Origin of the sequence: Pedococcus cremeus (genome assembly GCF_900111375.1) — a bacterium.
GTDB lineage: Bacteria > Actinomycetota > Actinomycetes > Actinomycetales > Dermatophilaceae > Pedococcus_A > Pedococcus_A cremeus.
In genome coordinates, this window is record NZ_FOHB01000003.1 from 303,184 (window position 1) to 328,339 (window position 25,156).

Consider the following 25,156-nt stretch of genomic DNA (forward strand, 5'->3'; position numbering starts at 1 on the left):
CCGAGAAGCGACATGGCCGCGGGTCCGCGCTTGCCACCTGCGGGCGCAGGTGGCCCGGTCGTCACCCGGAGCACCCCACCGCGGAGGAGGGTTGCTGGCCAGCAAGCCGGGGCTGTGCGCTGGCACTCATGACCTGTGCGGAACCGTAGCGGGCGATCCGCGCCCGGTGCCACCAGGTGGGCGCCGTGTCCCGGGATCTGAGACCCACCCATGGGGCGAGTCCAGCCCGTCTCGCGCGGTGTCGTGCTGAGAGCGGCCCGTGTCGGCGCGGAAGTGGCCCGAGCGTGGGCGGGGCCCATGGCCCGCCGGTGGGCTCCGTGCCCGAGTGCGGACGGGCTCGCGACGCGTGTGTGGCTGGTCCCCTGCGTCGACGCCCCCGCCAGGGCGTCGACGCAGGCCCCGCCAGACGTAGGCACCAGCGTGTCACGGCCGTCCGTACGCGCGTGGCCTGACCTGCGGAAATGGCAGCATCCCGCCACCTTCCTCAGCCGTTCGGGGGAGGCCGACAGGCCGAAGAAACGCTCCCTGTGGCGCGTGTGACGCGTGTGCCCGAAGGGGTCATCGCGTACCGTGAGAAGCATGGCGACACGTCCGTCCACCTCCGCGCGCTCGTCGGCGAGTCGCAGCACCTCCACGCGCCCGGCCAACCGCAAGCCCGCCACGAAGAAGGCGGCCCCGCGCGGCCAGGCCAAGGGCGGCGGGCTGCCGCTGCCGCTGCGTGCGATCCGGGGGACCTGGATGGGCATGGCCCACGTGGCCGGTGGCGCCGTGCGCCGGGTGGGTCACAGCGCCCGCGAGCTCGAGCCCGAGCACCGCCGTGACGGCTTCGGCTTCGCCCTCATCGGCTTGGCCATCGTGGTCGCCGCCCGCGAGTGGTGGGCGTTCAACGGCGTCGTGGGCGACGTGGTGCACGCCGTCGTCGCCGGCACCTTCGGTCGGGTCGCGTATGCCGTGCCGCTCGCCCTGCTCTTCCTGGGCCTGCGCCTGCTGCGCGCCCCTGAGGAGTCGTCGGCCAACTCGCGCATCGGCATCGGGCTGGGTGCGCTGGCCTTCGCCGCCTCCGGCCTGGTCCACGTCGCCCAGGGCATCCCGCAGCCGCCCGACGGCGCCGAACCGATGCGTGACGCCGGCGGCATCATCGGCTTCCTCGCCTCCAGCCCGCTCGAGGCCGCGGTGAGCGTCTACGGCACCGTGCCGATCCTGCTCATGCTCGGCTTCTTCGGGCTCCTCGTGCTCACCGCGACGCCGGTGCACATGATCCCCGAGCGGCTCGCCGAGCTGCGCGACCACCTGCTGCACCGGGACGGCCCCGTCGAGGAGCCGCCGGCCGCGGAGGAGAAGCCCAAGCGCCAGCGGCGCAAGCCGCTCCTCGACGCCGACGGCAACCTCAGCGGCGACGAGCCCTTCGAGCAGGCTGCGGTCGTCGCCCCCGACGGCAAGCGGCTGCGCCCCGGGCAGAAGCGGCCCACCGCCCCCGGCGTCCTCGCGCCCACGGCGACGAAGGAGCCCGGTGGCGCGGCCACCAGCCCCGCGGTCGACGTGAAGCCCGGGCTGGAGGCGCCGCCGACCACGCCGCTGCCCCAGCGCGTCGAGCAGCTCGCGCTCGCCGGCGACATCACCTACACGCTGCCCGACAACGCGATCCTCGAGCCGGGCTCGCCGCACAAGACCCGCAGCGCCGCCAACGACCGGGTCGTGGAGGCGCTCACCCAGGTGCTCGACTCGTTCGACATCGACGCCCAGGTCACCGGGTTCATGCGCGGTCCGACGGTCACCCGCTACGAGGTCGAGCTCGGCAGCGGCATCAAGGTCGAGCGCGTCACCGCGCTCTCCAAGAACATCGCGTATGCCGTGGCCTCCGCCGACGTGCGCATCCTCAGCCCGATCCCGGGAAAGTCCGCGATCGGCATCGAGATCCCCAACACCGACCGCGAGAAGGTCAGCCTCGGCGACGTGCTGCGCAGCCAGGCCGCGCGCAACAACGAGCACCCGATGGTGATGGGTGTCGGCAAGGACGTCGAGGGCGGCTACGTCATCGCCAACCTCGCCAAGATGCCTCACCTGCTCGTGGCGGGTGCCACGGGCGCGGGCAAGTCGAGCTTCGTCAACTCGATGATCACCTCGATCCTCATGCGCTCCACACCGGACGAGGTGCGCATGGTGCTCGTCGACCCCAAGCGCGTCGAGCTCACGGCCTACGAGGGCATCCCGCACCTCATCACGCCGATCATCACGAACCCGAAGAAGGCCGCCGAGGCGCTGCAGTGGGTCGTCCGCGAGATGGACACGCGCTACGACGACCTCGCGATGTTCGGGTTCAAGCACGTCGACGACTTCAACAAGGCGGTGAAGGCCGGCAAGGTCAAGCCGCTGCCGGGCTCGGAGCGGGTCATCCAGCCGTACCCGTACCTGCTGGTGATCGTCGACGAGCTCGCCGACCTCATGATGGTCGCGCCGCGTGACGTCGAGGAGTCGATCGTCCGCATCACCCAGCTCGCCCGCGCCGCCGGCATCCACCTGGTGCTGGCGACCCAGCGCCCGTCGGTCGACGTGGTCACGGGTCTCATCAAGGCCAACGTGCCGAGCCGCATGGCGTTCGCGACCTCGTCCCTCGCCGACAGCCGCGTCGTGCTCGACCAGCCCGGCGCCGAGAAGCTCATCGGCCAGGGTGACGCGCTGTTCCTGCCCATGGGCGCGAGCAAGCCGATGCGCGTCCAGGGCGCGTGGGTCACCGAGTCGGAGATCCACGCGGTGGTCAAGCACGTCACCGAGCAGCTGAAGCCGAACTACCGCGAGGACGTCGCGGTCGCGGCGCCCAAGAAGCAGATCGACGACGACATCGGCGACGACCTCGACCTGCTGCTGCAGGCCGCCGAGCTCGTGGTCACGACGCAGTTCGGGTCGACGTCGATGCTGCAGCGCAAGCTGCGGGTCGGCTTCGCCAAGGCGGGTCGCCTCATGGACCTGCTCGAGTCCCGCGGGGTCGTGGGCCCCTCGGAGGGCTCCAAGGCGCGCGACGTGCTCGTCAAGCCCGACGACCTGCCGACCACCCTGGCGCTCATGCGCGGCGAGGACGTGCCCGAGCCGGCACCCGTCGTCGACGAGGAGGCCGTGGAGGAGGACGGCGCAGACTCCACGGGAGAGGTGCCGATCCAGGCGTATGCCGTCGGCGGCGACCCGCGCTACGCGAACGACCCCGTGGCGGCGCAGTTCGCCGGGGTCGAGGAGGTCGAGGAGTCGCAGGACGCCTGGGAGCTCACCGGCCGGGACTGAGCGTCCACCGGAGCGCGAGCGGGCTCGGCCCGGCCCCGCGCTCGGGATCGTCTTGTGCGGCGGAGTGGTGCACGTCGTGAGGGCCAACGTCGTCGACGTGGTGGTCTTCCTCGGCACGGCGGTCCTCATCCTGGTGCTGCGCCGCCAGGACCTGTCGACCCGCAGGCCACCGCGGTGGCTGTGCCGACGGTGGCCGGTCCCTCTCGCCGCAGCTCTCGCCGGACTCGTGGTGGCCGCCCAGCCACGGACGTCACCGGCCGTGGAGCTCGCCCTGGCCGCCGTCGGCGTCGCGGCGCTGACCGTCGTGCTGCGGGCCGGGGCGGGCGGGCCGCTCCCGCGGACGTCGACGCGCCGGGGGTGGGTCTGGGCCGTGCCGCTCCTGGCGGGAGCTCTGTTCGAGCTGGCGAACTTCCTCACCCAGCCCGACCCGCACACCGACAACCTCGACCACCCCACCCTCAGTGCCCTGGTCGACCCGCTGCTCGACGGCCGGCTGGTCCGTGCCGGGGTCACGGTGGCGTGGGTCCTGGTGGGATGGGCCCTGGTGCGTGTGCTGTCGGAGCGGGGGAACGAGCCGTGACGTCGGGGGCCCTGACGGCGGCCGGGTATGCCGCGCTGACGGCGTGCCTCGCGGTCGTCGCCCTGGTCGCGTGGCGGTGGCCCGGGCTGGTGCCGCGGGTGTCCGACGTCGTGCAGCACGCGGCCCGCACACGCGCCGGGCAGCTGGTCCTGGTCCTGATGTGGTGGTGGCTGGGGTGGCACTTCCTGCTCGCGGGGTGAGCCGGACGACCTCCCGGCACGGCATACGTCCAAGGGGTGACACCGACGGAATAGTGAGGCCACTCGGGCGCGTTGGCCACCCACGTGACTGCGCCGACGACTGAGCTGACCTCCGAGCTGACGCCCCAGGAGCCCGAAGCGGCGCAGGCTCGCGGCCCACGCGGCCGGTTCCAGCGGCCCGTCATGGTCGAGGCACCCCGCGGCCGCTCGTACGTGAAGTTCGTGCTGGTCCTGGGTGCGCTCATCGCCATCGGGCCGCTCACCATCGACACCTACCTGCCGGCCATGCCGTCCATCGCCCGTGAGCTGTCGGCCACGGAGTCGCAGGTGCAGGGCACGCTGACGGGCATTCTGCTCGGGCTGGGCCTCGGGCAGCTGCTCGTCGGGCCCCTGGCCGACGCGGTCGGGCGACGCCGGCCGCTGATCGCCGGCCTGGCGCTGCACATCGTGGCCTCGCTGGCCTGCGCGATGGCCCCCACGGTCGGGCTGCTCACCGCCGGCCGCGTGGTGCAGGGCCTGGGCAACGCGGCCGTCTCCGTCGTCGCGATGGCCACGGTGCGCGACCTGTTCTCCGGCTCGGCCGCCGCCACCCTGCTCTCGCGGCTCATGCTCGTCATGGGCATCGCCCCCATCGTCGCGCCCACCATCGGTGGCGCGGTGCTGGCGCACACCTCGTGGCGCGGCGTCTTCGGCCTCGTCTCCCTCGGCGGTCTGGTGCTCGTCACGGTGGCGACCCTCATGCTGCGCGAGACGCTGCCGCCGGAGCGTCGGCGTCGCCTCGAGCTGCTGCCCGTGCTCCGCACCTACGGCTCGTTGCTGCGCGACCGCACCTTCGTCGGGCTGGTGCTCATCTCCGGCCTGATGTTCGCGACGCTCTTCTCCTACATCGGCGGCTCGTCGTTCGTGCTCCAGCAGATCTACGGCCTCAGCGTCACCCAGTTCGCCCTCGCCTTCGGCCTGAACTCGCTCGGCTTCCTCGCCGGCTCACAGCTCAACCCGCTCCTGCTGCGCCGCTTCGGCCCGCGGGACATCGTGCGGGCCGGGGTGGCCCTCGGTGCGATGGCGGCCCTGGCGCTGCTGGCCGCCGCGGCGACCGGGTTCGGGGGCCTGCCGCTCATCCTGGGGCCGTTGTGGTTCCTGCTCTTCGCCTGCGGCCTCACCCTGCCGAACACCCCGGCGCTGGCCCTGACCCGGCACGGCGAGGCGGCCGGCACCGCGGCAGCCCTGCTCGGCGCCTCGCAGTTCGTCATCGGGGGCGCAGCGGCCCCGGTGATCGGTGCGCTCGGCTCCGGCTCGGCGGTGCCGATGGCCGCCGTCATGGCGACCACCGCGACGGGAGCTGCGGTCGTCGCGGCCCTCACCCTGCGCGGCTCGCTGGCCGAGGACTGACCAAGGACTGACCCGGCCGACACCCTAGGGTGTCCGCCATGTCGCAGTGGATGACCACCGTCCGGCAGCACCCCTCCGGCGTGCTGCTGGCGGCCCAGCTGATCGCCGTCCTGGCCTACCCGTTCACGGGTGACACCCCGGCCGGCCGCGCGGTGCTCGGGATCTTCGGCATCTTCGTGCTGGCCGTGGCCGTCTGGGCGGTGCGGGCGACCCCGGCACTGACCTGGGTGGCCATCCTGCTCGGCATCCCCGTCGTGGTCCTGACCGTGCTCGAGGGCCTGTACCCGACGAACGACGTCATCCGCCTGTGGTCGTCGGTGCTCCACGCCCTCTTCTACGGCTACACCGCCTACGGTCTCGTGCGCTACCTCTTCGACGACACCTTCGTGACCCGGGACGAGATCTTCGCCGTCGGGGCCAACTTCACCGTGGTGGCCTGGGCGTTCGCCTACGCCTTCATGGCCGTGCAGGTGGTGTGGCCCAACTCCTTCGTGTCGTTCCAGGGCGAGGGGTTCCAGGCGTTCCCCAACCTGTTGTTCCTCTCGTTCGCCACCCTCACCAGCGTGGGGCTCTCCGACATCTACCCCGTGATGCCCCACGCGCGCTCGTTCGCGATGGTCGAGCAGGTGACCGGCGTGCTCTACGTCGCGATGATCATCTCGCGCGTGGTCAGCCTCACCGTCCTCAAGGGGCGCTGAGGGCCTCAGGCGCCGGCCGGGGAAGCCTGGGCGCCGTCGAGCTCGTCGATGGTCGCCAGGCTCGGGCCGCGCTGCTGCTGGAGGGCGCGGGCACCCGACTCCGCCTCGCGCATCACCCGCAGGATGTTGCCGCTGGTGAGCTTGCCGAGGTCGTCGTCCGACCAGCCGCGCTCGGCGAGCGCCTCGAGCAGGGCCGGGTATGCCGTGACGTCACCCATGCCCTGCGGCAGCACCTCCACACCGTCGTAGTCCCCGCCCACCCCGACGTGGTCGACCCCGGCCACCTCACGGACGTGCTCGCAGTGCCGCACGACGTCGTCGAGGGTCGCCGGCGGCTCGGGGTTGCGGGCGCGGTACTCGCGGTAGAAGGGGGAGAAGGCCGCGGCGTCCGCCTGGCTGATGCCCTGCGACTCCGCGTCGGCCACCGCCTGGGCGTGCCACGCCGCCGCTTCCGGGTTCACGAACTTCGGCACGAAGGTCACCATGCAGACGCCGCCGTTGTCGCGCAGCGACGCCAGGACGTCGTCGGGGGCGTTGCGGGGGTTGTCGCACACGGCCCGAGCCGAGGAGTGCGAGAACACCACGGGCACCTCGCTGGCGCGCAGGGCGTCGCGCATGGTGTCGGCCGAGACGTGGCTGAGGTCGACCAGCATCCCGATGCGGTTCATCTCGCGCACGACCTCCACCCCGAAGCGGGAGAGGCCGCCGATCACTGGCGCGTCGGTGGCGGAGTCGGCCCACGGGACGTTGCTGTTGTGCGTCAGCGTCAGGTAGCGCACGCCGAGCACGTGCAGCATCCGCAGGGTGGCCAGCGAGGAGTTGATCGAGTGACCGCCCTCGGCCCCGAGCAGGGAGGCGATGCGCCCGGACGCCCAGGCCGCCTCGACCTCGTCCGCGGTGCGCGCGAACGCCAGCTCCGCGGCATACCGGGCCACCATCTGGTGCCCGGCGTCGACCTGCTCCAGGGTGGCGCTGACGGCGTCGTCGCCGGTGAGGGAGGCGGGCACGAAGACCGACCAGAACTGCGCGCCGACTCCGCCGCGACGCAGCCGCGGCAGGTCGGTGTGGGTGGGCGTCGAGCCGGCACCGATGTCGAGCCGGTCGAAGTCGTAGCCCACCCGCTCGCGGGCCTCCCACAGCAGGTCGTTGTGGCCGTCGAGCACCGGCTGGCGCTCCAGGAGGGCACGGATCCGGGCGGACGGGGCGACGGGGGCGGCGCTCATGGACGGACCCTATCCACCTCTAGAGTGGGCGCATGAGCTCCACCGCCTCACGCAGCGTCGCCCTGGTCACCCTGGGGTGCACCCGTAACGAGGTCGACTCGGAGGAGCTCGCCGGCCGGCTGTCCGCCGAGGGGTGGATCCTCGTCGACGACGCCGCGGACGCGGACGTCGCCGTCGTCAACACGTGCGGGTTCGTCGAGCAGGCCAAGAAGGACTCGATCGACGTGCTGCTCGAGGCGTCGTCGCGCAAGGGCGAGGGGCGCACCCAGGCGGTCGTGGCCGTCGGCTGCCTCGCCGAGCGCTACGGCGAGCAGCTCGCGGCCGAGCTCCCGGAAGCCGATGCCGTGCTGGGCTTCGACTCCTACGCCGACATGTCCGGCCACCTCAAGAACATCCTGGCGGGGGAGCGGCCCGCCTCCCACACGCCATCGGACCGGCGCCGGCTGCTGCCGTTGTCGCCGGTGCAGCGCCAGGGCGGTGCCGGGTCCGTGGCGCTGCCCGGCCACGGCGACCCGACCTCCCCCGAGCAGTCGTCCCCCGAGCAGTCCTTCCTCGAGCTGGAGCCGACCGACGTGACCGTCGAGGGCCCGGCCCCCGCGTCCGGTCCGCGGGTCATCCGCGCCCGGCTCGACGGGCGGCCCTGGGCGCCCCTGAAGATCGCCAGCGGCTGCGACCGCCGCTGCGCCTTCTGCGCCATCCCCTCCTTCCGTGGCGCCTTCGTCTCGCGGCGGCCGACCGACATCGTCGCCGAGGCCCGCTGGCTGGCCGCCCGCGGCGTCAAGGAGGTGTTCCTCGTCAGCGAGAACTCCACCTCCTACGGCAAGGACCTCGGCGACCTCGCCCTGCTCGAGAAGCTCCTGCCCGAGCTGACCGGCATCGAGGGCATCGAGCGCGTCCGGGTCTCCTACCTGCAGCCCGCCGAGATCCGTCCCGGACTGCTCGACGCGATGGCCGGCACACCGGGCGTCGTGCCGTACTTCGACATCTCCTTCCAGCACGCCTCCGCCCCGCTGCTGCGCCGGATGCGCCGGTTCGGTGGGCGGGAGGCGTTCCTCGGGCTGCTCGACGACGTCCGTCGTCGCCTGCCGCACGCGGGCATCCGCAGCAACGTCATCGTCGGCTTCCCCGGCGAGACCGAGGACGACCTCGCCGAGCTCGAGGCGTTCCTGGTCGCTGCCCGCCTCGACGTCGTGGGCGTCTTCGGCTACTCCGACGAGGACGGCACCGAGGCCGAGGGCTACGGCGACAAGGTGCCCGAGCACGTCGTGGCCGAGCGGGTCGCCCACTTCACCGCGCTCATCGAGGAGCTGAACGTCCAGCGCGCCGAGGAGCGCGTCGGCGAGACCGTCGAGGTGCTCGTCGAGGAGGTCGACGAGGAGGAGGGGCAGGTCGTCGGGCGCGCCCTGCACCAGGGCCCCGACGTCGACGGGGTGACCCTGCTCGAGGTCGCGGACTGCCCCGGCGTCGCCGTGGGCGACACCGTGCGGGCGACCGTGGTGGGGACCGACGGCATCGACCTGGTCGCGGAGCCTCTGTGACGGCCCACGACCACCTGCTCGACCCCACGCCGAAGCCGCCGCCGAGCGCGTGGAACGTCGCCAACGCCCTGACGATCCTGCGGATCTGCATGGTTCCGGTCTACGGGTGGCTGCTGCTGTCGCAGGGCGGCGACAACGCGACCCTGCGCTGGTGGGCGGCAGGGGTCTTCGTGCTCGCCATCGCCACCGACCGCATCGACGGCGACCTCGCCCGCAGCCGTGGGCTCATCACCGACTTCGGCAAGGTCGCCGACCCGATCGCCGACAAGGCACTGATGGGTATGGCGTTCGTCGGGCTGTCGCTGCTCGGCGAGCTGTGGTGGTGGGTCACCGTCCTGGTGCTCGTGCGCGAGTGGGGCGTCACGCTGATGCGCTTCTTCGTGATCCGGCACGGAGTCATGCCGGCCGGCCGGGGCGGCAAGCTCAAGACCTTCCTGCAGAGCGTCACCCTGACGCTGTTCACGCTGCCGCTGTGGACCTTCCCGCTCGCGACGGCGTGGACCGCGGCGGCGTGGGCCACCATGGCCCTGGCCGTCGCGGTCACGGTGGTCACCGGGATCGACTACGTGGTGAAGGCGCACCGCCTGCGCCAGACCAGTGAACGCGCGCTGCGCAAGCGCGCGCGTGCCGCCAAACGGGGGTGAGGGAGATGACGGACGCGCCTGCGGCCGCCGACGTCGTGGCCGTGCTCAAGCGCCGGGCGGAGACCCTCGCGTGCGCCGAGTCGCTGACCGGCGGGCTGGTGTGTGCCGCGGTCACCGACGTGCCGGGAGCCTCGGCGGTGCTGCGCGGCGGGGTGGTCAGCTACGCCACCGACGTCAAGGCCTCGGTGCTGGGCGTCGACCACCACCTGCTGGAGCGGGTCGGGGCCGTCGACGCCGGCGTCGCGCGCCAGATGGCCAGGTCCGCGTGCCGGGTCCTGGGCAGCGACTGGGGTGTGGCCACCACCGGCGTCGCGGGCCCGGACCCGCAGGACGGCGCCGCCGTCGGCACCGTCTACGTCGCCGTCGCCGGGCCCGGCGGGTCCAGGGTCCACGAGCACCACTTCGACGGCGACCGCCCCGCGATCCGGGCCGCCGCGGTCCGGGCCGCTCTCGAGCTGCTCCGGGACGCGCTCGCCGACGCGGAAGAATCCCCGGCCCCCGGCCGTTGAGGTGGACGTGATGCACACGGTGGCACCGGGACGCGCGGCCTGCGGGCCGCGCCCCTGTTGCGGAAACCTGCGCGCGCGCCGTCGGTCGTGCGCGGTAACGTGGGTGCCAGCATCGGGCCGGGCAGCTGTGAAGGAGGCGCTGTGATCCTGCTCCGTCGTGAACTGGGTGACGTGCTCCGCGAGCAGCGCCAGGCCCAGGGACGCACCCTGCGCGAGGTCTCGGCCGCCGCGTCGGTCTCGCTCGGGTACCTCAGCGAGGTGGAGCGGGGCGAGAAGGAGGCCTCCTCCGAGCTGCTCGCCTCCATCTGCACGGCCCTGCGCGTCCCCCTCTCCGAGGTGCTCGGCCACGTCTCGGAGCGGGTCGCCGAGTCCGAGGCGCTGACCGCGCCGGTCTCGCTGCCGGTGCCGCAGCAGGCGCTGGTCTCGGCCTCCGCCGCCTGACCCCCACCGGGTGACCCCCGCAGACCCACCTCCGCCGACGGGGCTGGTCGTCCCGACCGAGCCGTATGCCGTGCCGGTCGTGGTCGTCGACCCCGACCCCGTCTGGCCCGACCTCTTCGACCAGGAGCGGGCGGCGATCAGCAGCGCCCTCGGGCGCACGGCCCTGTCCGTCGAGCACGTGGGGTCCACGTCGGTGCCCGGGCTGCCCGCCAAGCCGGTCATCGACGTGCTCCTGCTCGTGCCCGACTCCGCTGACGAACCGGCGTACCTGCCCGCGTTGCTCGCCGCCGGCTACCACCTGCGCGTCCGTGAGCCCGACTGGCTGGAGCACCGCGTGGTGGCCCGCCGCCGTGCCGACGGGGACCCGCACGACGTCAACGTCCACGTCTTCTCACCCGGGGTGGCGGACCCGGAGGTCGCGCGGATGCGGATGTTCCGTGACTGGCTGCGCAGCCACCCCGAGGACCGGGACCGGTATGCCGCGACCAAGCGTGAGCTGGCGTCGCGGCGGTGGCGGTTCGTGCAGGACTACGCGGACGCCAAGACCGAGGTGGTGGAGACGATCCTCGCCCGGGCCGGAGCGCCGTCGACGCCTTAGTGGCGGCCCCGACCCCGGGGCGTCAGACGCGCCGGTACGGCTTGGCCCTGCCTCGGGAGCTGGAGCCCAACGGGGTCTGCGGCTTCCCGTCATCGGTCGGCCCGAGGCCGCCCTGGCAGCGGGGGCAGTAGAACATGGTGCGTTCCTGCGGCGCCGCGCCGATCATGGCGACCCGCACCGGGCCTCCGCACCGCCGGCACGGCCGCCCCGAGCGGCCGTGCACGTAGCTGGTCTCGCCGAGACGGCGCACCCCGGTGCTGCTCTGCACCGCGTGGTGGCGGGCGGTGTCGATGAGCCGGTGCGCCCGCTCGACGAGGGCCGCGAGCACCTTCTCGTCGAGGTCACCGGCCGCCGTCCACGGGCTCAGCCGTTGGAGGAAGAGTGACTCGCTGGCCCACAGGGTGCCGACACCGGCGAGGTTGCGCTGGTCGAGCATCGCCTCGCCGATGGGTGTCTGCCCCGCGGCGTGCAGGTGCGCGACGGCCCGGTCGGCGTCCCAGTCCGGGCCGAGGACATCCGGGCCCAGGTGGCCCACCAGGGTGTCCTCCGACGCGGTCGGCACGAGGTCGAGCATGCCGAGCCGGAGCCCCAGGGCGGCCCAGCGCTCGGTGCCGACCAGCGCGCGGATCTGTGGGTTGGACCGCTGCCGCGACGTCAGTGCGGCCGCCTCCTCGATCCGCCACTGGCCCTCCATCCGCAGGTGCGAGTGCAGGGTGACCCCGGCGTCGAGGCGCTGGAGGACGTGCTTGCCCCGGCTGACGACCTCGAGCGTGGTCGCTCCCACGTAGTCGGTGGTGGCGAGCTCGCCCCAGCGCAGGTCCCACGTGGTCAGCGGCTGGCCGGCCAACGCCTGGTGCAGCCGGGTCGCCGTCCGCCAGACGGTGTCACCCTCGGGCACGGCTCACCGCCTCAGGCGCAGGCCGCGCGGTGTGGCGTGGAACCCGGCGGAGGCGAGGGCCTGGGCCAGGGGGTGGCCCGAACCGAGGACCGCCCCGCCGTCGGCCTTCTCGACCGTGATGCGGCCGAGCGCGCCCTCGCGCACCGCCAGGGCGAGGGCATCGGCGGCGGCCTGGAGCAGCTCGGGGTCGTCGGACCACGACAGGAGGGTCTTGCCGCCGCGCTCGACGTAGAGCACCAGGTCGCCGTCGACGAGCACGACGAGCGCACCCGCCTTGCGTCCCGGCTGGTGTCCCTTCCTGCCGTCGGTGCCGCTGTCACCATCGGCGGCGGCCGGACGCGCGGGCCACGGCAGGGCAGCGCCGTAGGCGTTGGCGGGGTCCGACGCGGCGAGCACCACCGCGGAGGCGGCCTCGCGGCGTGGCTCCGCCTCGCCCAGGGGCCGGGCGCCGGCGCGCAACCGGTCGACCGCCCCGGTGCCGGCGAACTGCGCGGCCCCCAGCGACTCGACGAAGTACCCGCGCCGCACGCGGCCGGACTCCTCGGCGGCCGCCAGCACGCGGTAGACGCCGGCGAAGCCACCCGGCACACCCTCGGCGACCACGGACCCGCGCGTCACGACGCCGTAGCGGTCGAGCAGCACCTCGGCGGTGGCGTAGGAGCGGACCGTGGCCTCGACCTCGGGCTCGGGCAGCAGCGACCACCGGCCCGCACCGGCCGGCGGGCCGCTGCGGCTCGGCAGCGACGGGCGCCCCGCCGGGCGCTGCCCGGAGAGCGCCCCCAGCGAGCCGCGCCGACCGGCATACCGGGTGGAGCGAGGAGCGGGCCGGCTGCGGCGGTGCGTCGTTCGGCCGCCGGAGAGGAGGGCGCGCAGCGGGGCCAGCGTGTCGTTGGTGACCCGGCCGGCCCAGACCAGGGCCCAGAGGTCGGTGACCAGCTGCTCGTCGTCGGTGCTGCCGGCCGCGTCGGAGAGGGTGCGGAAGAAGTAGGCGCCGCCGCCGGCGAGGGCGTCGAGCACGGCCCGCTGGCCCTCGGTGACCTCGGCCTCGTCGTGCGGCGGGAGGGTCAGGTGCGCCGTGTCGCCGAGGTGCAGCGACACCCAGCCGTCGTCGCCGGGCAGGGAGCCGTGACCGCACCACAGCACCTCGCCGGTGCTGGTGAGCTCGTCGAGCAGACCAGGGGAGTAGCCGGCGACCCGGGACGGCAGCACGAGGGTCTCGAGGGCGCTGGCAGGCACGATCGCCCCGGCCAGCTGCTCGACGGCGCGCACCAGCCCCTCACGTCCGCGCAGCCCACCACCGACGCCCTGCCAGGTCGGCAGGAACCGCGCCAGCTCGACCGCGGGCACCGGCTCGACCTCCGCGCGCAGCGCCGCCAGCGACCGGCGGCGCAGCATCCGCAGCACCTCGGCGTCGCAGTAGTCGAGGCCGTGGGCGCCCCCACCGTTCTCGACCGGCAGCAGCTCGCCCTCGACCGCCCGGCCGCTCGAGACCAGACGGCGCAGGGCATCGAGGGCCACTGCGGGGCCCACGCCCCACCAGTGCGCGACCGCGGGCACGGAGAAGGGCCCGTGCGTGCGGGCGTAGCGCGCCACGAGGTCGCCCAGCGGGTCGGGGACCGACTCGAGGAACGCCTGCGGCACCCCGACGGGCAACGAGGCGCCGAGGGCGTCGCGCAACCGGCCCGCGTCCTCGATGGCGGCCCAGCGCTCCTCGCCGGCGACGCGCACCCGGATGAGCCGGCGGGCGCTCTCGAGGTCGACGAGCCAGTTGCCGATCTCGTTGCGGGAGAGGCCTTCCCGACACCGCCGCTCGACCTCCGAGAGCGGCAGGGGGCCCAGGCTGCGCAGCAGGTCGGCGACGTCCTCGGCGTCACGGCAGGCTCGCTCGGGGGTGAGCCGCTGCAGCTCGCGTTCGGTGCGGGTGACCTCCGACGGGTCGAGCAGGTCGCGCAGCGACAGGCCCTCGCCACGGCCGAGGAGCTCGGCCAGCAGCGTGGGGTCGAGGGAGAGGGCGGCGGCGCGCTTCTCTGCCAGTGGTGAGTCGCCCTCGTAGAGGAACTGCGCGACGTAGCCGAACATCAGCGACCTGGCGAAGGGGGAGGGCTGTGTGCTCTCGACGTCGACCATCGTGACGGTACGCGACTCGATGTCGCGCATCAGGTCGGTCAGCCCCGGCACGTCGAAGACGTCCTGGACGCACTCGCGGACCGTCTCGAGGATGATCGGGAACGAGGCGTACTGACTCGCGACCTCGAGCAGCTGGGCGGCCCGCTGGCGCTGCTGCCAGAGGGGCTGGCGGCGGTCGGGACGCCGCCGGGGCAGGAGGAGGGCCCGCGAGGCGCACTCGCGGAACCGGGAGGCGAACAGCGCCGACCCGCCGATCTCGGTGGTGACGAGGTCGTACACCTCGTCGGCGTCGAGGCGGACCAGCTCGAGCAGCTCGGCACCGCGGCCGTCCTCGAACTCGAGGTCGGGCAGGCGGAAGACGATGCCGTCGTCGCCGTGCATGGCCTGGACGTCGACCCCGAAGCGTTCGCGCATCCGGGCCGAGACGCACAGCGCCCACGGGGCGTGGACCTGGCCGCCGAAGGGGGAGTGGACCGCGACCCGCCAGTCGCCGATCTCGTCGCGGAAGCGCTCGACGACGATGGTGCGGTCGTCGGGCACATGGCCGGTCGCCTCCCGCTGCTCCTCGAGGTAGGCGAGCAGGTTGTCGGTGGCCCACTCGTCGAGCCCGGCCTTCCCGACCCGGGCGCGCGCCTTCGCCGGTGACAGGCCGACGATCTCGCGGACGAACGCACCCACGGCCCGGCCGAGCTCGGCGGGGCGCCCGAGCTGGTCGCCCTTCCAGAACGGCAGCTTGCCGGGCAGGCCCGGGGCGGGGGTGACGAGGACGCGGTCGTGGGTGATGTCCTCGATGCGCCAGGTGGAGGTGCCGAGCGTGAAGACGTCGCCGACCCGCGACTCGTAGACCATCTCCTCGTCGAGCTCGCCGACCCGCCGACCGGTGCCCTCGCCGGTGGCGAGGTAGACGGCATACAGGCCTCGGTCGGGAATGGTGCCGCCGCTGGTGACGGCGAGACGCTGGGCGCCGCGGCGACCGGTGAGGACACCGGTGACGCGGTCCCAGACGATGCGCGGGCGGAGCTCGGCGAACTCGTCGCTGGGGTAGCGCCCGGCCAGCATGTCGAGGACCGACTCGAGGATCGAGCGGGGCAGGGAGGCGAACGGCGTGGCCCTGCGGACGAGCTGCTCGAGGTCGTCGACGGCCCAGTCGTCCATGGCGCACATGGCGACGACCTGCTGGGCGAGCACGTCGACCGGGTTGGCGGGCACGTGCAGCGACTCGATCTCGCCGGAGCGCATGCGCTCGACCACGACGGCGGTCTGGACGAGGTCGCCGCGGAACTTGGGGAAGAGCACGCCGCGGGACACGGCGCCCACCTGGTGGCCGGCTCGGCCGACGCGCTGCAGGCCGCTCGCGACGCTGGGCGGCGACTCGACCTGCACGACGAGGTCGACCGCGCCCATGTCGATGCCGAGCTCGAGGCTGCTGGTGGCGACCACGGCGGGCAGGCGGCCGGCCTTGAGGTCCTCCTCGATGGCCTGGCGGTGCTCCTTGCTCACCGAGCCGTGGTGGGCCCGGGCGAGCACCGCCGGCGCGCCCCTGCTTGCGCCGGCCTGGGCCATCAGCTCGGCAGGGGTGCGGGTGCTGCCCCGGTGCCGGACGCGTGACCCGGCACCGTCGCCCCCAGCAGTCCCTCCTGCCTCGCCCGACGCGTCGGCCGGGGCCTGCTCGGCCTCCTGAGCCGCCTCCTCGAGGCGCTCCTCCCAGATCTCGTTGAGGCGGGAGGTGAGCCGCTCCGCGAGGCGCCGGGAGTTGGCGAACACCAGTGTCGACCGGTGCTCGGCGATGAGGTCGACGATGCGCTCCTCGACGTGCGGCCAGATGGAGGCACGTCGCTCGGCGCCGGCAGCCGGGCCGGTGAGGTCGTCGAGCACGACCTCACCGAGCGAGGACATGTCGGCGATGGGCACGACGACGTCGAGGTCCCACTCCTTGGTCGACGGAGGACGCACCACCTCGACGGGCCGGCCGCCGGCGAGGTAGCGGGCGACCTCGTCGACGGGCTCGACGGTGGCCGACAGGCCGATCCGCTGGGCGGGTCGGTCGAGCAGGGCGTCGAGGCGCTCCAGGGTCAGGGCGAGGTGGGCTCCCCGCTTGGTGCCGGCGACGGCATGCACCTCGTCGAGGATCACCGTCTCGACCCCGGCGAGGGCGTCGCGGGCGGCGGACGTGAGCAGGAGGAAGAGCGACTCGGGGGTGGTGATGAGGATGTCGCTGGGAGTGCGGGCGAACGCACGGCGCTCGTTGGCCGGGGTGTCGCCGGAGCGCACGGCCACGGTGATGTCGGGCTCGGGCAGCCCCAGCCGGGTCGCGGCGTGGCCGATGCCCACGAGAGGGGAGCGCAGGTTGCGCTCGACGTCGACGGCGAGGGCCTTCATGGGGGAGACGTAGAGCACGCGGCAGCGGCGCAGGCGCTCCTCCGGCGGCGGCTGGCTCGCGAGCCGGTCGAGCGCCCAGAGGAAGGCCGAGAGCGTCTTGCCCGAACCGGTCGGCGCCACCACGAGCGCGTGCTGGCCCGAGCTGATCGTCTGCCACGCGCCGGCCTGGGCCTGCGTGGGCTCGCTGAAGGATCCCCGGAACCACGCGGAGGTGGCGGGGGAGAAGCGGTCGAGCACGTCGGTGCCGGTCTGGCGAGCCATTGCGACAAGCGTGCCACCGGGCACCGACAGCGGCGCGGGAAGGGTGTGGGTGCGGCTTTCGGGGCAGTTGCGGCGATTCGGGCCTCACCCGGTGCCGGTCATCCCTAGGGTCCTCGCTGGAACTGCCGGGCGCGCGGCACGACAGGCGCACACTGGAGTCGTCGCACGACCGTGGCCGGACAGGGACGGTCATCGAGGACAGGGGGAATCTGTGATGGAGCCCATCGCACTGCGCGCGCCGGTGACCTTCGTCCTGGCCGTCGCGATGGCCGTGGGCCTGCAGGCCACCCCGGCACGGGCCACCGCTCCTCCGGTGACGCGCAGCCCGGCCGAGGACGTGTTCGCGCGGATGACGGAGGCCCAGCGCGTGGGCCAGGTCCTGATGGTGGGTACGCCGGCCACCGGGGTGTCGTCCGCCGTGGGCTCGGCCATCTCGCAGCAGCACGTCGGGTCGGTGATCCTCACCGGCCGCAGCCAGGCGGGCGTCAGCGGGACCGCGTCGGTCACGAAGGCGTTGCGGGCCAAGGCGACCGCGAGCGCCACGGGCGGAGTGCCGCTCGTCGTCGCCGCCGACCAGGAGGGCGGCCAGGTGCAGGTGCTCCAGGGCGCGGGCTTCTCCCGGATCCCGAGCGCCCTGACGCAGGGCACCTGGAGCACCTCGACGCACATCGCGCGGGCCCGGACCTGGGCCGGCGAGCTGAGGGCCGCCGGGGTGAACCTCGACCTCGCCCCGGTCGCCGACACGGTGCCCAGCGCGGCCTTCGCCCCGTCGAACGCCCCCATCGGCGCCTACGACCGCGAGTTCGGCTTCACCACGACCAGGGTCGGCGCGCACAGCGCCGCCTTCACCTCGGGCATGCGGGCCGGCGGGGTGATGACCGCGGTGAAGCACTTCCCCGGGCTGGGCCGGGTCACCGCCAACACCGACACGAGCAGCGGCGTCACCGACCGCACGACGACCTCGACGGACCCCTACCTCAAGCCCTTCCGCGACGCGGTCGCAGCCGGCTCCGAGGTCGTCATGGTCTCCTCGGCCGTCTACACGAGGATCGACGCGAAGAACCCGGCAGCCTTCTCGCCCAACGTCATCGGAGGAATGATCCGCCGCGACATGAACTTCCGCGGGGTCGTCGTCTCCGACGACATCGGCCATGCCAAGCAGCTCGCGGCGTGGTCTCCGGGGACGAGGGCCGTGAAGTTCCTCGCCGCCGGTGGCGACCTCGTCCTCACCGTCGACGCCACCCAGGCGCCCGCGATCACCAGGGCCATCCGGGCGCGCATGGCCGACAGCCCGACCTTCACCCGGCAGGTCCACGCAGCCGCCCTGCGCGTCCTGACCCTCAAGCAGCGCATGGGCCTGCTCCGCCCGAACGGAGCGGTCCGCGCGACGGACGTCGACGAGGACGGCGCGCCCGACCTGGTCGGCCGGCGCTCGACGGGTCGCGTGGAGGTGTTGCGCGCCAACGGCACCGGTGGCTGGCGTGCCGCCTTCGCCGGCAACACCGCGAGCTTCTCCTCCGCGGACCTCCTCCTGCGGGCCGGGGACTTCGACGGCGACGGGCACGTCGACGTGCTGGCCCGGCGCCACTCGGACGGCGCCCTCCTGCTGTATGCCGGGAACGGCAGAGGGGCGCTCGCCGCACCCCGCGTGGTCGGCAGCGGGTGGGGAGCGCTCCGCGAGGTCGTCGCCCCGGGCGACGTGACCGGCGACGGGCACCCCGACCTGCTGGCCGTGGACCCACAGGGCCGGCTCCGCGTCTACGGCGGCAACGGCCTCGGCGGCTTCCTGGGCGGCTCGCGGGTCATGGGCACCGGCTGGGGCGGCATCGACCGCCTCGCCGCCGTGGGCGACTTCGACCGCGATGGCAACCCCGACCTCGTGGCCCGCAGCGCCTCCACCGGTGACCTGCTGCTCTACCGCACCGACGGCCGTGGCGGCTGGAGGACCGGCTGGCGGCTCGGCACCGGCTGGGGCGGCATGGACACCGTCCTCGGCGTGGGTGACTTCGACTCCGACGGCCACCCCGACGTCCTCGCCAGGAGGTCCGCGACGCTGTACCTGTACCGGGGCACCGGTTCCGCCCTGCGCGGCGGCACCTCGGTCGGGTCCTTCGGCGACATCTCGCTGGTCGGCTGACGGTGACGAGTCCACCTGCGGCCGTGGGCGACCGCGACCAGCGGCCCGCGCCGCAGAGCGAGCCGGCGACCGGCCCACGGTCCGCTCGGGACGGCGCACCCGGTCGTCCCGGGGTGGCCTGGCGCTGGGTGCTGCCCGCCGCCGTCACCCAGGCCGTGGTGCTCACGGTGGCGAGCCTCGGCTACGGCTGGCACCGCGACGAGCTCTACTTCCGGATGCTGCCGCCGGCCTGGGGCTATGTCGACCAGCCGCCGCTGGTGCCGTTCCTCGCCCGCACCCTCGCCTCCGTCGCCGACGAGCCGTGGGCGGTGCGCACCCCGGCGACGTTCGCCTCGGCGGTCTCGGTGCTCCTCGTGGCCCTGCTGGCCCGTGAGCTCGGCGGCGGCCGGGGCGCCCAGGCGCTGGCGGCGTGGGGCTACGCCTTCTCGGCGATGCCACTGATGCTCGGCCACCTGCTGCTCACCTCGACGCTCGACCAGGCGTTCTGGCTGGCAGCGACCCTCGCCGCGGTGCGGGCCGTGCGGAGCCGTGACCGGTGGTGGCTCGCGGTCGGGGCCGTGGCGGGGGTCGCCTCGTGGAGCCGGCTGCTCGTCGTCGTGCTCGGGCTGGCGCTGGCGGCGGGGCTGATCGTCCTCGGCCCTCGTCGCGTGTTCCGGACCCCGTGGCTGTGGGCCGGCGGCGCCGTCGCGGCACTGCTAGCGGCGCCGAACCTGGTCTACCAGGCCACCCACGACTGGCCTCAGCTCGCGATGGGAAAGGCGTTGGCGCAGAACAACGCCGGCGAGGTGCGGTCCCTTGCGCTGCCACTCCTGCTCATCATGCTCGGCCCCGTGCTGGCCGTCGTGTGGGGCGTGGGCCTGGGGTGGCTGCTGCGGGCGCCGCGGCGCCACGAGGTCGGCTTCCTCGTCGTGGCGTTCGGCGTGCTCGTGGCCTTCACCCTGGCCTCCGGTGCCCAGCCGCACTACCCCGTGCACCTGCTGACCGTCATGTATGCCGCGGGCTGCGTGCCGGTGGCGCGCTGGCTCGCCACGCGAGCCCGGTGGCGCCGCGCCTTCGGTGTGGGCCTGGTGCTGAACGCCGCCTTCGCGATGGTGCTGGCCCTGCCGGTGGTGCCGCTCGGCGTCCTGGGGCGCACACCGGTACCCGCACTGGGGCCCCTCGTCGGCGACCAGGTGGGCTGGCCCGCCTACGTCGAGCAGGTGGCACAGGCCTGGCGATCCGTTGCCGCCGGCCGGCACGCGGCCGTCGTCACCAGCAACTACGGCGAGGCCGGGGCCCTCGCACGGCTGGGGCCGGCCCTCGGCCTGCCGACCCCCCACAGCGGCCAGAACGCGCTCGCCGACCGACCTCCGGCGGCCGACGTCGACACCGTCGTCCTGGTGGGCTGGCAGGCGCCGCACGTGGCCGACCTGTTCGCCCGGTGCGACGTGGTCGCGCGCCTCGACAACGGGATCGGCGTCGACAACGAGGAGCAGGGCGCCCCGGTAGCCGTCTGCACCGGACCGGTAGCGGACTGGGCCACGCTCTGGCCCCGGTTCCGGCACCTCGACTGACCGCCACCGGCCTGTGACAGACTCGCAGCCGTGCGGCTGAGCCACTTCTGGAGCCTGATGAACGACGAGTTCGGCGAGTCCTACGCCGGCTCGCTGGCGCGCGACCACGTCATCGGCGCGCTCGGCAACCGCACCGCCCTGCAGGCCCTCGAGGAGGGTGACCCACCGCGCGCGGTGTGGCTGGCGCTCTGCGACGACATGGACGTGCCCGAGTCGCGCCGGCTCGGCGTCGAGCACCGCGCGAAGAAGTGACCCCCGCGTGAGCACCGCCTGGACCCGCTCGGCCGTCGTGCTCGCGCCGATGGCCGGCGGCCCGAGCACCGTCGACCTGGCGGCCGCGGTCGCCGAGGCCGGCGGCTTCCCGTTCCTCGCCGGCGCCTACCTCACGCCGAAGCGCCTGCGTTCCGACATCGCCGACCTGCGCGCCCGCACGTCAGAGCCGTTCGGCGTCAACATCTTCGCCCCGTCGCCGGACGAGCCGTCGATGACGGCTGCGGCGCAGGAGTATGCCGCGAGGCTGGCACCGTGGGCGGCTGCCGCGGGCGTCGAGCTGGGCACCCCCCGCTACGACGACGACCACTTCGCCGCCAAGGTCGACGTGCTGGTGGACGCGCGCCCGGCGCTGGTGAGCTTCGCCTTCGGGTGGCCGCCGGCCGAGGTCGTCGCGCGGCTGCAGACTGCGGGCGTCGAGGTGTGGACCACCCTCAACGAGCCGGCCGAGGTCGAGTGGGCGGCCGCTCTCGGCGTCGATGGGGTCGTCGCGCAGGGCTGGGAGGCCGGTGGTCATCGTGGCGGGCCGGTCGACACCGGTCGCGAGCAGCTGCCCGTGCGTGACCTGGTGCGCGAGGTGCGGGCCCGCACCGACCTGCCCCTCATCGCGGCCGGGGGGCTGATGACCGGTGGGGAGGCGGCCGAGGTGCTGGCCGCCGGAGCCGACGCGGCCGCCTTCGGCACCGCCTTCCTCACGTCTCCCGAGGCCGGGACCGCGCCGGTGCACGCCCATGCGCTGACCCACCGCGAGGGCACCGTGGTGACCCGGGCATTCACGGGCCGCAGCGCCCGGGCCCTGCGCACCGCGTGGACGGACGGCTACGGCGCGGGTGCCCCCGCGGCATACCCGCACGTCCACCACGTGACGGCGCCGCTGCGGGCCCACGGCAAGGCCACCGGCGAGGCCGACCTGGTGCACCTCTGGTCCGGAACCGGGCACGCCCGGCTGCGCCCGCAGCCGGCCGGCGAGCTGTGCCGCACCCTCCTGGGCGAGCTCGCAGCAGCCCGCTGAGGACGCGACGGCCGGTATCCGGTCGCGCCACACCCGTAACGGGGATGAGGACTGTCGCTCCTGTTCGCTAGCGTGGCGTCTGTGACTGGGGACGACATCCTGCTGAGCGCCACTGGGCTGACCAAGACGTTCGGCGACTTCCGCGCCGTGGACGGCATCGACTTCGCGGTGCGCAAGGGGGAGGCGTTCGGGTTCCTCGGGCCCAACGGTGCCGGCAAGTCGTCGACCATGCGCATGGTCGGGTGCGTCTCGCCGGTGTCCGGCGGCGAGCTGCGTCTCTTCGGCCTCGACCCGGCGACCGACGGGCCGGCCATCCGCGCCCGGCTCGGCGTGGTGCCGCAGCGCGACACCCTCGACGAGGAGCTGACCGTCGAGGAGAACCTCTGGATCTACGGCCGATACTTCGGGCTCTCCCGCAGGGAGGTCCGGTCGCGGGCCGCCGAGCTGCTCGACTTCGCCCAGCTGACCGACCGGGCGGGCGACCGGGTCGAGCCGCTGTCGGGCGGCATGAAGCGGCGCCTGACCATCGCCCGGTCGCTCATCAACTCCCCGGAGATCCTGCTGCTCGACGAGCCGACCACCGGCCTCGACCCCCAGGCGCGACACGTGTTGTGGGACAGGCTGTTCCGGCTGAAGCGCTCCGGCGTGACGCTGGTGCTGACGACCCACTACATGGACGAGGCCGAGCAGCTCTGCGACCGCCTCGTCGTCATGGACCACGGGAAGATCGTCGCCGAGGGGTCTCCCCGCCAGCTGATCGAGGAGTACTCCACCCGTGAGGTGCTCGAGCTGCGCTTCGACGCCGAGGACCACAAGGACTTCGCCGAGCAGGTCACCGGCATCGGCAAGCGGGTCGAGGTGCTGCCCGACCGGCTGCTGGTCTACACCGACGACGGTGACGAGGCGGCGGCGGTCGTCCACTCCCGCGGCATCGCGCCCCTGTCGTCCCTGGTGCGGCGCGCGACCCTCGAGGACGTCTTCCTGCACCTGACCGGCCGGACGCTGGTCGACTGATGAGCGCCACCACCGTCCCGACGCTGTCGGGGGACCGGGCCCACCACGGCGTCCGGCAGCCGCTGAGCACCAGCGAGCGCTGGGGCGCCGTCTTCGAGTACCTGCTGGTGGTCTACAAGCGCACGTGGCGCGGCAGCATCATCGGGCGCTTCCTGTCGCCGCTGTTCTTCCTGCTCTCCATGGGCGTCGGCCTCGGCAGCCTCGTCGACGACCGGGCCGGCGGCGTCGACGGCGTCCCGTACCTGCAGTTCGTGGTGCCGGCCATCGTGGCGACCCAGGCGATGTGGGTGGCGATGGGCGAGTCCACCTACCAGGTGCTCGGCTACATCAAGTGGAACATGGGCTACCACGCCATGTTGGCCACCCCGCTGGGCGTGCGCGACATCCTCATCGGGCACCTGCTCTCGATCGTGGGGCACCTGACGGTGGCCACCGCGATCTTCATGGGCGTCGCGGCCCTGTTCGGCGGGTTCTCGTCGTGGTGGGCCCTGCTGTCCCTGCCCGTCGCGGTGCTGACCGGCATGGCCTTCACCGTGCCCCTCTTCGCCTTCACGGCCCGGCAGGAGGGCGACAACGGGTTCAACATCCTCTTCCGCTGGGTGATGACGCCGCTGATGCTGTTCTCCGGCACTTTCTTCCCGATCACCCAGCTGCCGGTGTGGATGCAGCCCGTCGCCTGGGCCACCCCGCTGTGGCACGGCGTGGAGTCCAGCCGCATGGTCGCGACCGGCGACGTCCGCTGGGGCTGGCTGGCGCTGCACCTGCTCGTGCTGGTCGCCTTCGTCGTCGTGGGCTGGTTGCTGGCCGTCCGTTCCTTCAGCAGGAGGCTGGTCACGTGAGCGCCACCGCCGCCACCCCGTCGGCGGCCTCCCGGCTCGCCCGCCTGGTGCCGATGCCCGCGGGCGCGGGCCTGGCCCGCATGCTCGTCGAGCGCAACGTCACCTCCTTCCGGCACGGCTGGATCGCGCTGGTCACCGGCTTCGCCGAACCGGTGTTCTACCTGTTCTCCATCGGTGTCGGCATCGGCGCCCTGGTCCAGACGGTGCGCACCGACAGTGGCGCCGAGGTCGGCTACCTCCAGTTCGTCGCGCCGGCCCTGCTCGCCGCCTCGGCGATGAACGGTGCGGTCATGGACTCGACGTTCAACGTCTTCTTCAAGCTGCGCTACGCCAAGCTCTACGACTCGGTGCTCGCGACACCGATGGGACCGCGCGACATCGCGGTCGGCGAGATCTCGTGGTCGCTCATCCGGGGCGGCATGTACTCCGCGCTGTTCCTGCTCGTGGCCGCGTTCGCCGGGGCGGTGCAGTCGTGGTGGGCGCTGCTGGCCCTGCCCGCCGCCGTGTTCATCGGGTTCGCCTTCGCGGCGGTCGGGATGTTCGCCACCACCTTCATGCGCTCCTGGGTGGACTTCGACTACATCACGCTGGCCATCCAGCCGATGTTCCTGTTCTCGGCCACCTTCTTCCCGCTGTCGACCTACCCCGCCGCCCTCCAGTGGGTCGTCCAGCTCACGCCGCTCTACCACGGGGTCGCGCTGGAGCGCGGGCTCATGCTGGGCGAGGTCGACGCCGGCATCTTCTGGCACGTGCTCTACCTCGTCGTCCTCGGCGCGCTCGGCGTGCTCGGCACCGCGCGCCGCCTGGAGAAGCTGCTGCTCTCGTGACCCTCGCGGTGCGCGAGTGGGGCGGTGGGAACCGGTATGCCGTGCTGCTGCACGGCATGTCCGCGTCCAGCCGCGTCTTCCACCGGCTCGGCCCGGCGCTCGCCGAATGCGGCTTCCACGTGGTCGCACCCGACCTCCCGGGGCACGGGCGGTCGGAGCCCGACCCCGACGCGTCCATCGAGTCCTTCGCTGACGCGGCGCTCGCCGCCGTGCCGGCCCGGCCCGAGCTGGCCGTGGGCCACTCCATGGGCGGCATGGTGCTTGCCGTCGCCGCCGACCGGCTGGGAGCCGGGCACGCGGCGTACCTCGACATCGGCCTGACGACCGCGCCCCTCCAGGGCGACCCGCTGCCGCGCATGCGGGCCAACCGCGCCCAGCGCACCGCGCCGTGGCTGCGCGCCGAGCGACCGTGGTTCAGCGAGGACGAGGTGGCCATCGAGGCGGAGGCGGCGCGTCAGTGGGACCCCGCGACGAGCGCGTCGTTCGTCCGCAGCGCCGCCGGCCGCGACCTCACGCCTCGGGACGCGTCGCGCTCGTCGCTGGTCGTGGCCGAACCGAGCGACTACGTCTCGGCGGCCGAGCGGCTTCGGCTGTCGGCGTCGGGCTTCACCGTGCACGCCGTCGAAGGTGGCCGGCACACGCTCATGTACGGGTGGCACGACGAGCTGCTCGCTGCGCTGCTCGAGGACCTGCCGGCCGACCTGCTGGCCGACCTGCACGGAGCCGGGGCCACCGGCTCATCCTAG

General features: G+C 73.6%; 21 protein-coding genes and 1 riboswitch. Of the genes, 18 read left to right on the top strand and 3 right to left on the bottom strand.

Annotated elements, in window-relative coordinates:
- Window positions 1-21 precede the first annotated feature (21 nt).
- Window positions 22-134: riboswitch (SAM riboswitch) on the bottom strand.
- Window positions 135-579: 445 nt separating this feature from the next.
- The 5 genes from BMW78_RS07455 (at window position 580) to BMW78_RS07475 (ending at window position 6,140) form a co-directional block, all read left to right on the top strand.
- On the top strand, window positions 580-3,273 hold the full coding sequence (locus BMW78_RS07455; protein ID WP_091757938.1) for a DNA translocase FtsK: 2,694 nt from the start codon (window positions 580-582) through the stop codon (window positions 3,271-3,273).
- Window positions 3,274-3,349: 76 nt separating this feature from the next.
- Entirely contained in the window at window positions 3,350-3,853 is a 504-nt protein-coding gene (locus BMW78_RS07460; protein ID WP_143056179.1) for a hypothetical protein, read from the top strand.
- Entirely contained in the window at window positions 3,850-4,053 is a 204-nt protein-coding gene (locus tag BMW78_RS07465) for a DUF6186 family protein (RefSeq protein ID WP_091757942.1), read from the top strand. Before BMW78_RS07460 ends, BMW78_RS07465 begins: the two co-directional genes overlap by 4 nt.
- A gap of 84 nt (window positions 4,054-4,137) precedes the next feature.
- Window positions 4,138-5,442, top strand: coding sequence for a multidrug effflux MFS transporter (locus BMW78_RS07470; RefSeq protein ID WP_245735718.1), 1,305 nt, complete (start codon window positions 4,138-4,140; stop codon window positions 5,440-5,442).
- Between the two features lie 38 nt (window positions 5,443-5,480).
- Window positions 5,481-6,140, top strand: a complete 660-nt coding sequence (locus tag BMW78_RS07475; protein WP_091757944.1) for an ion channel — start codon at window positions 5,481-5,483, stop codon at window positions 6,138-6,140.
- Between the two features lie 5 nt (window positions 6,141-6,145).
- Here BMW78_RS07475 and BMW78_RS07480 read toward each other — a convergent pair whose 3' ends face one another.
- Complete coding sequence (locus BMW78_RS07480; RefSeq protein ID WP_091757946.1) at window positions 6,146-7,363, bottom strand: dipeptidase; 1,218 nt, start codon at window positions 7,361-7,363, stop codon at window positions 6,146-6,148.
- Window positions 7,364-7,395: 32 nt separating this feature from the next.
- Here BMW78_RS07480 and rimO point away from each other — a divergent pair, with 32 nt between their 5' ends.
- The 5 genes from rimO (at window position 7,396) to BMW78_RS07505 (ending at window position 11,093) form a co-directional block, all read left to right on the top strand.
- Window positions 7,396-8,901 (top strand): 30S ribosomal protein S12 methylthiotransferase RimO, encoded by a 1,506-nt coding sequence (gene rimO / locus BMW78_RS07485; RefSeq protein ID WP_091757948.1) that lies wholly within the window; start codon window positions 7,396-7,398, stop codon window positions 8,899-8,901.
- Entirely contained in the window at window positions 8,898-9,545 is a 648-nt protein-coding gene (locus BMW78_RS07490) for a CDP-alcohol phosphatidyltransferase family protein (protein ID WP_245735719.1), read from the top strand. Before rimO ends, BMW78_RS07490 begins: the two co-directional genes overlap by 4 nt.
- A 5-nt stretch (window positions 9,546-9,550) precedes the next feature.
- Window positions 9,551-10,054, top strand: coding sequence for a CinA family protein (locus BMW78_RS07495; protein WP_091757950.1), 504 nt, complete (start codon window positions 9,551-9,553; stop codon window positions 10,052-10,054).
- Between the two features lie 141 nt (window positions 10,055-10,195).
- Complete coding sequence (locus BMW78_RS07500) at window positions 10,196-10,495, top strand: helix-turn-helix domain-containing protein (RefSeq protein ID WP_174238399.1); 300 nt, start codon at window positions 10,196-10,198, stop codon at window positions 10,493-10,495.
- A 10-nt stretch (window positions 10,496-10,505) separates the two neighbouring features.
- Window positions 10,506-11,093: a GrpB family protein gene (locus tag BMW78_RS07505; RefSeq protein ID WP_091757953.1), complete on the top strand. Its 588-nt coding sequence runs from the start codon at window positions 10,506-10,508 to the stop codon at window positions 11,091-11,093.
- 22 nt (window positions 11,094-11,115) lie between these two features.
- Here the strand turns inward: BMW78_RS07505 and BMW78_RS07510 are convergent, their stop codons facing one another.
- Together BMW78_RS07510 and BMW78_RS07515 are read right to left on the bottom strand one after the other, a co-directional pair.
- On the bottom strand, window positions 11,116-11,991 hold the full coding sequence (locus tag BMW78_RS07510; protein WP_091757954.1) for a DNA-formamidopyrimidine glycosylase family protein: 876 nt from the start codon (window positions 11,989-11,991) through the stop codon (window positions 11,116-11,118).
- Between the two features lie 3 nt (window positions 11,992-11,994).
- Window positions 11,995-16,758 (bottom strand): ATP-dependent helicase, encoded by a 4,764-nt coding sequence (locus BMW78_RS07515; RefSeq protein WP_091757956.1) that lies wholly within the window; start codon window positions 16,756-16,758, stop codon window positions 11,995-11,997.
- Window positions 16,759-16,972: 214 nt separating this feature from the next.
- Between BMW78_RS07515 and BMW78_RS07520 the strand changes: the two genes are divergently transcribed.
- From BMW78_RS07520 to BMW78_RS07555, 8 genes are all read left to right on the top strand, one after another.
- Window positions 16,973-18,895 carry a glycoside hydrolase family 3 N-terminal domain-containing protein gene (locus BMW78_RS07520; RefSeq protein WP_091757957.1) on the top strand — a complete coding sequence of 641 codons (1,923 nt, stop codon included), beginning with the start codon at window positions 16,973-16,975 and terminating at the stop codon, window positions 18,893-18,895.
- 2 nt (window positions 18,896-18,897) lie between these two features.
- Window positions 18,898-20,448 carry an ArnT family glycosyltransferase gene (locus BMW78_RS07525; protein ID WP_143056180.1) on the top strand — a complete coding sequence of 517 codons (1,551 nt, stop codon included), beginning with the start codon at window positions 18,898-18,900 and terminating at the stop codon, window positions 20,446-20,448.
- A 30-nt stretch (window positions 20,449-20,478) separates the two neighbouring features.
- Window positions 20,479-20,700, top strand: a complete 222-nt coding sequence (locus tag BMW78_RS07530; RefSeq protein WP_091757959.1) for a DUF3046 domain-containing protein — start codon at window positions 20,479-20,481, stop codon at window positions 20,698-20,700.
- 7 nt (window positions 20,701-20,707) lie between these two features.
- The gene (locus BMW78_RS07535) at window positions 20,708-21,730 is read left to right on the top strand and encodes an NAD(P)H-dependent flavin oxidoreductase (protein ID WP_245735720.1); all 1,023 of its coding nucleotides are present in this window, start codon (window positions 20,708-20,710) and stop codon (window positions 21,728-21,730) included.
- Between the two features lie 81 nt (window positions 21,731-21,811).
- Complete coding sequence (locus BMW78_RS07540; RefSeq protein WP_091757960.1) at window positions 21,812-22,744, top strand: ABC transporter ATP-binding protein; 933 nt, start codon at window positions 21,812-21,814, stop codon at window positions 22,742-22,744.
- Window positions 22,744-23,583, top strand: a complete 840-nt coding sequence (locus BMW78_RS07545) for an ABC transporter permease (protein ID WP_091757961.1) — start codon at window positions 22,744-22,746, stop codon at window positions 23,581-23,583. The genes BMW78_RS07540 and BMW78_RS07545 overlap by 1 nt, the downstream gene beginning before the upstream one ends.
- Window positions 23,580-24,410 carry an ABC transporter permease gene (locus BMW78_RS07550; RefSeq protein ID WP_245735721.1) on the top strand — a complete coding sequence of 277 codons (831 nt, stop codon included), beginning with the start codon at window positions 23,580-23,582 and terminating at the stop codon, window positions 24,408-24,410. Before BMW78_RS07545 ends, BMW78_RS07550 begins: the two co-directional genes overlap by 4 nt.
- Window positions 24,407-25,156, top strand: coding sequence for an alpha/beta hydrolase (locus BMW78_RS07555; RefSeq protein ID WP_091757962.1), 750 nt, complete (start codon window positions 24,407-24,409; stop codon window positions 25,154-25,156). Before BMW78_RS07550 ends, BMW78_RS07555 begins: the two co-directional genes overlap by 4 nt.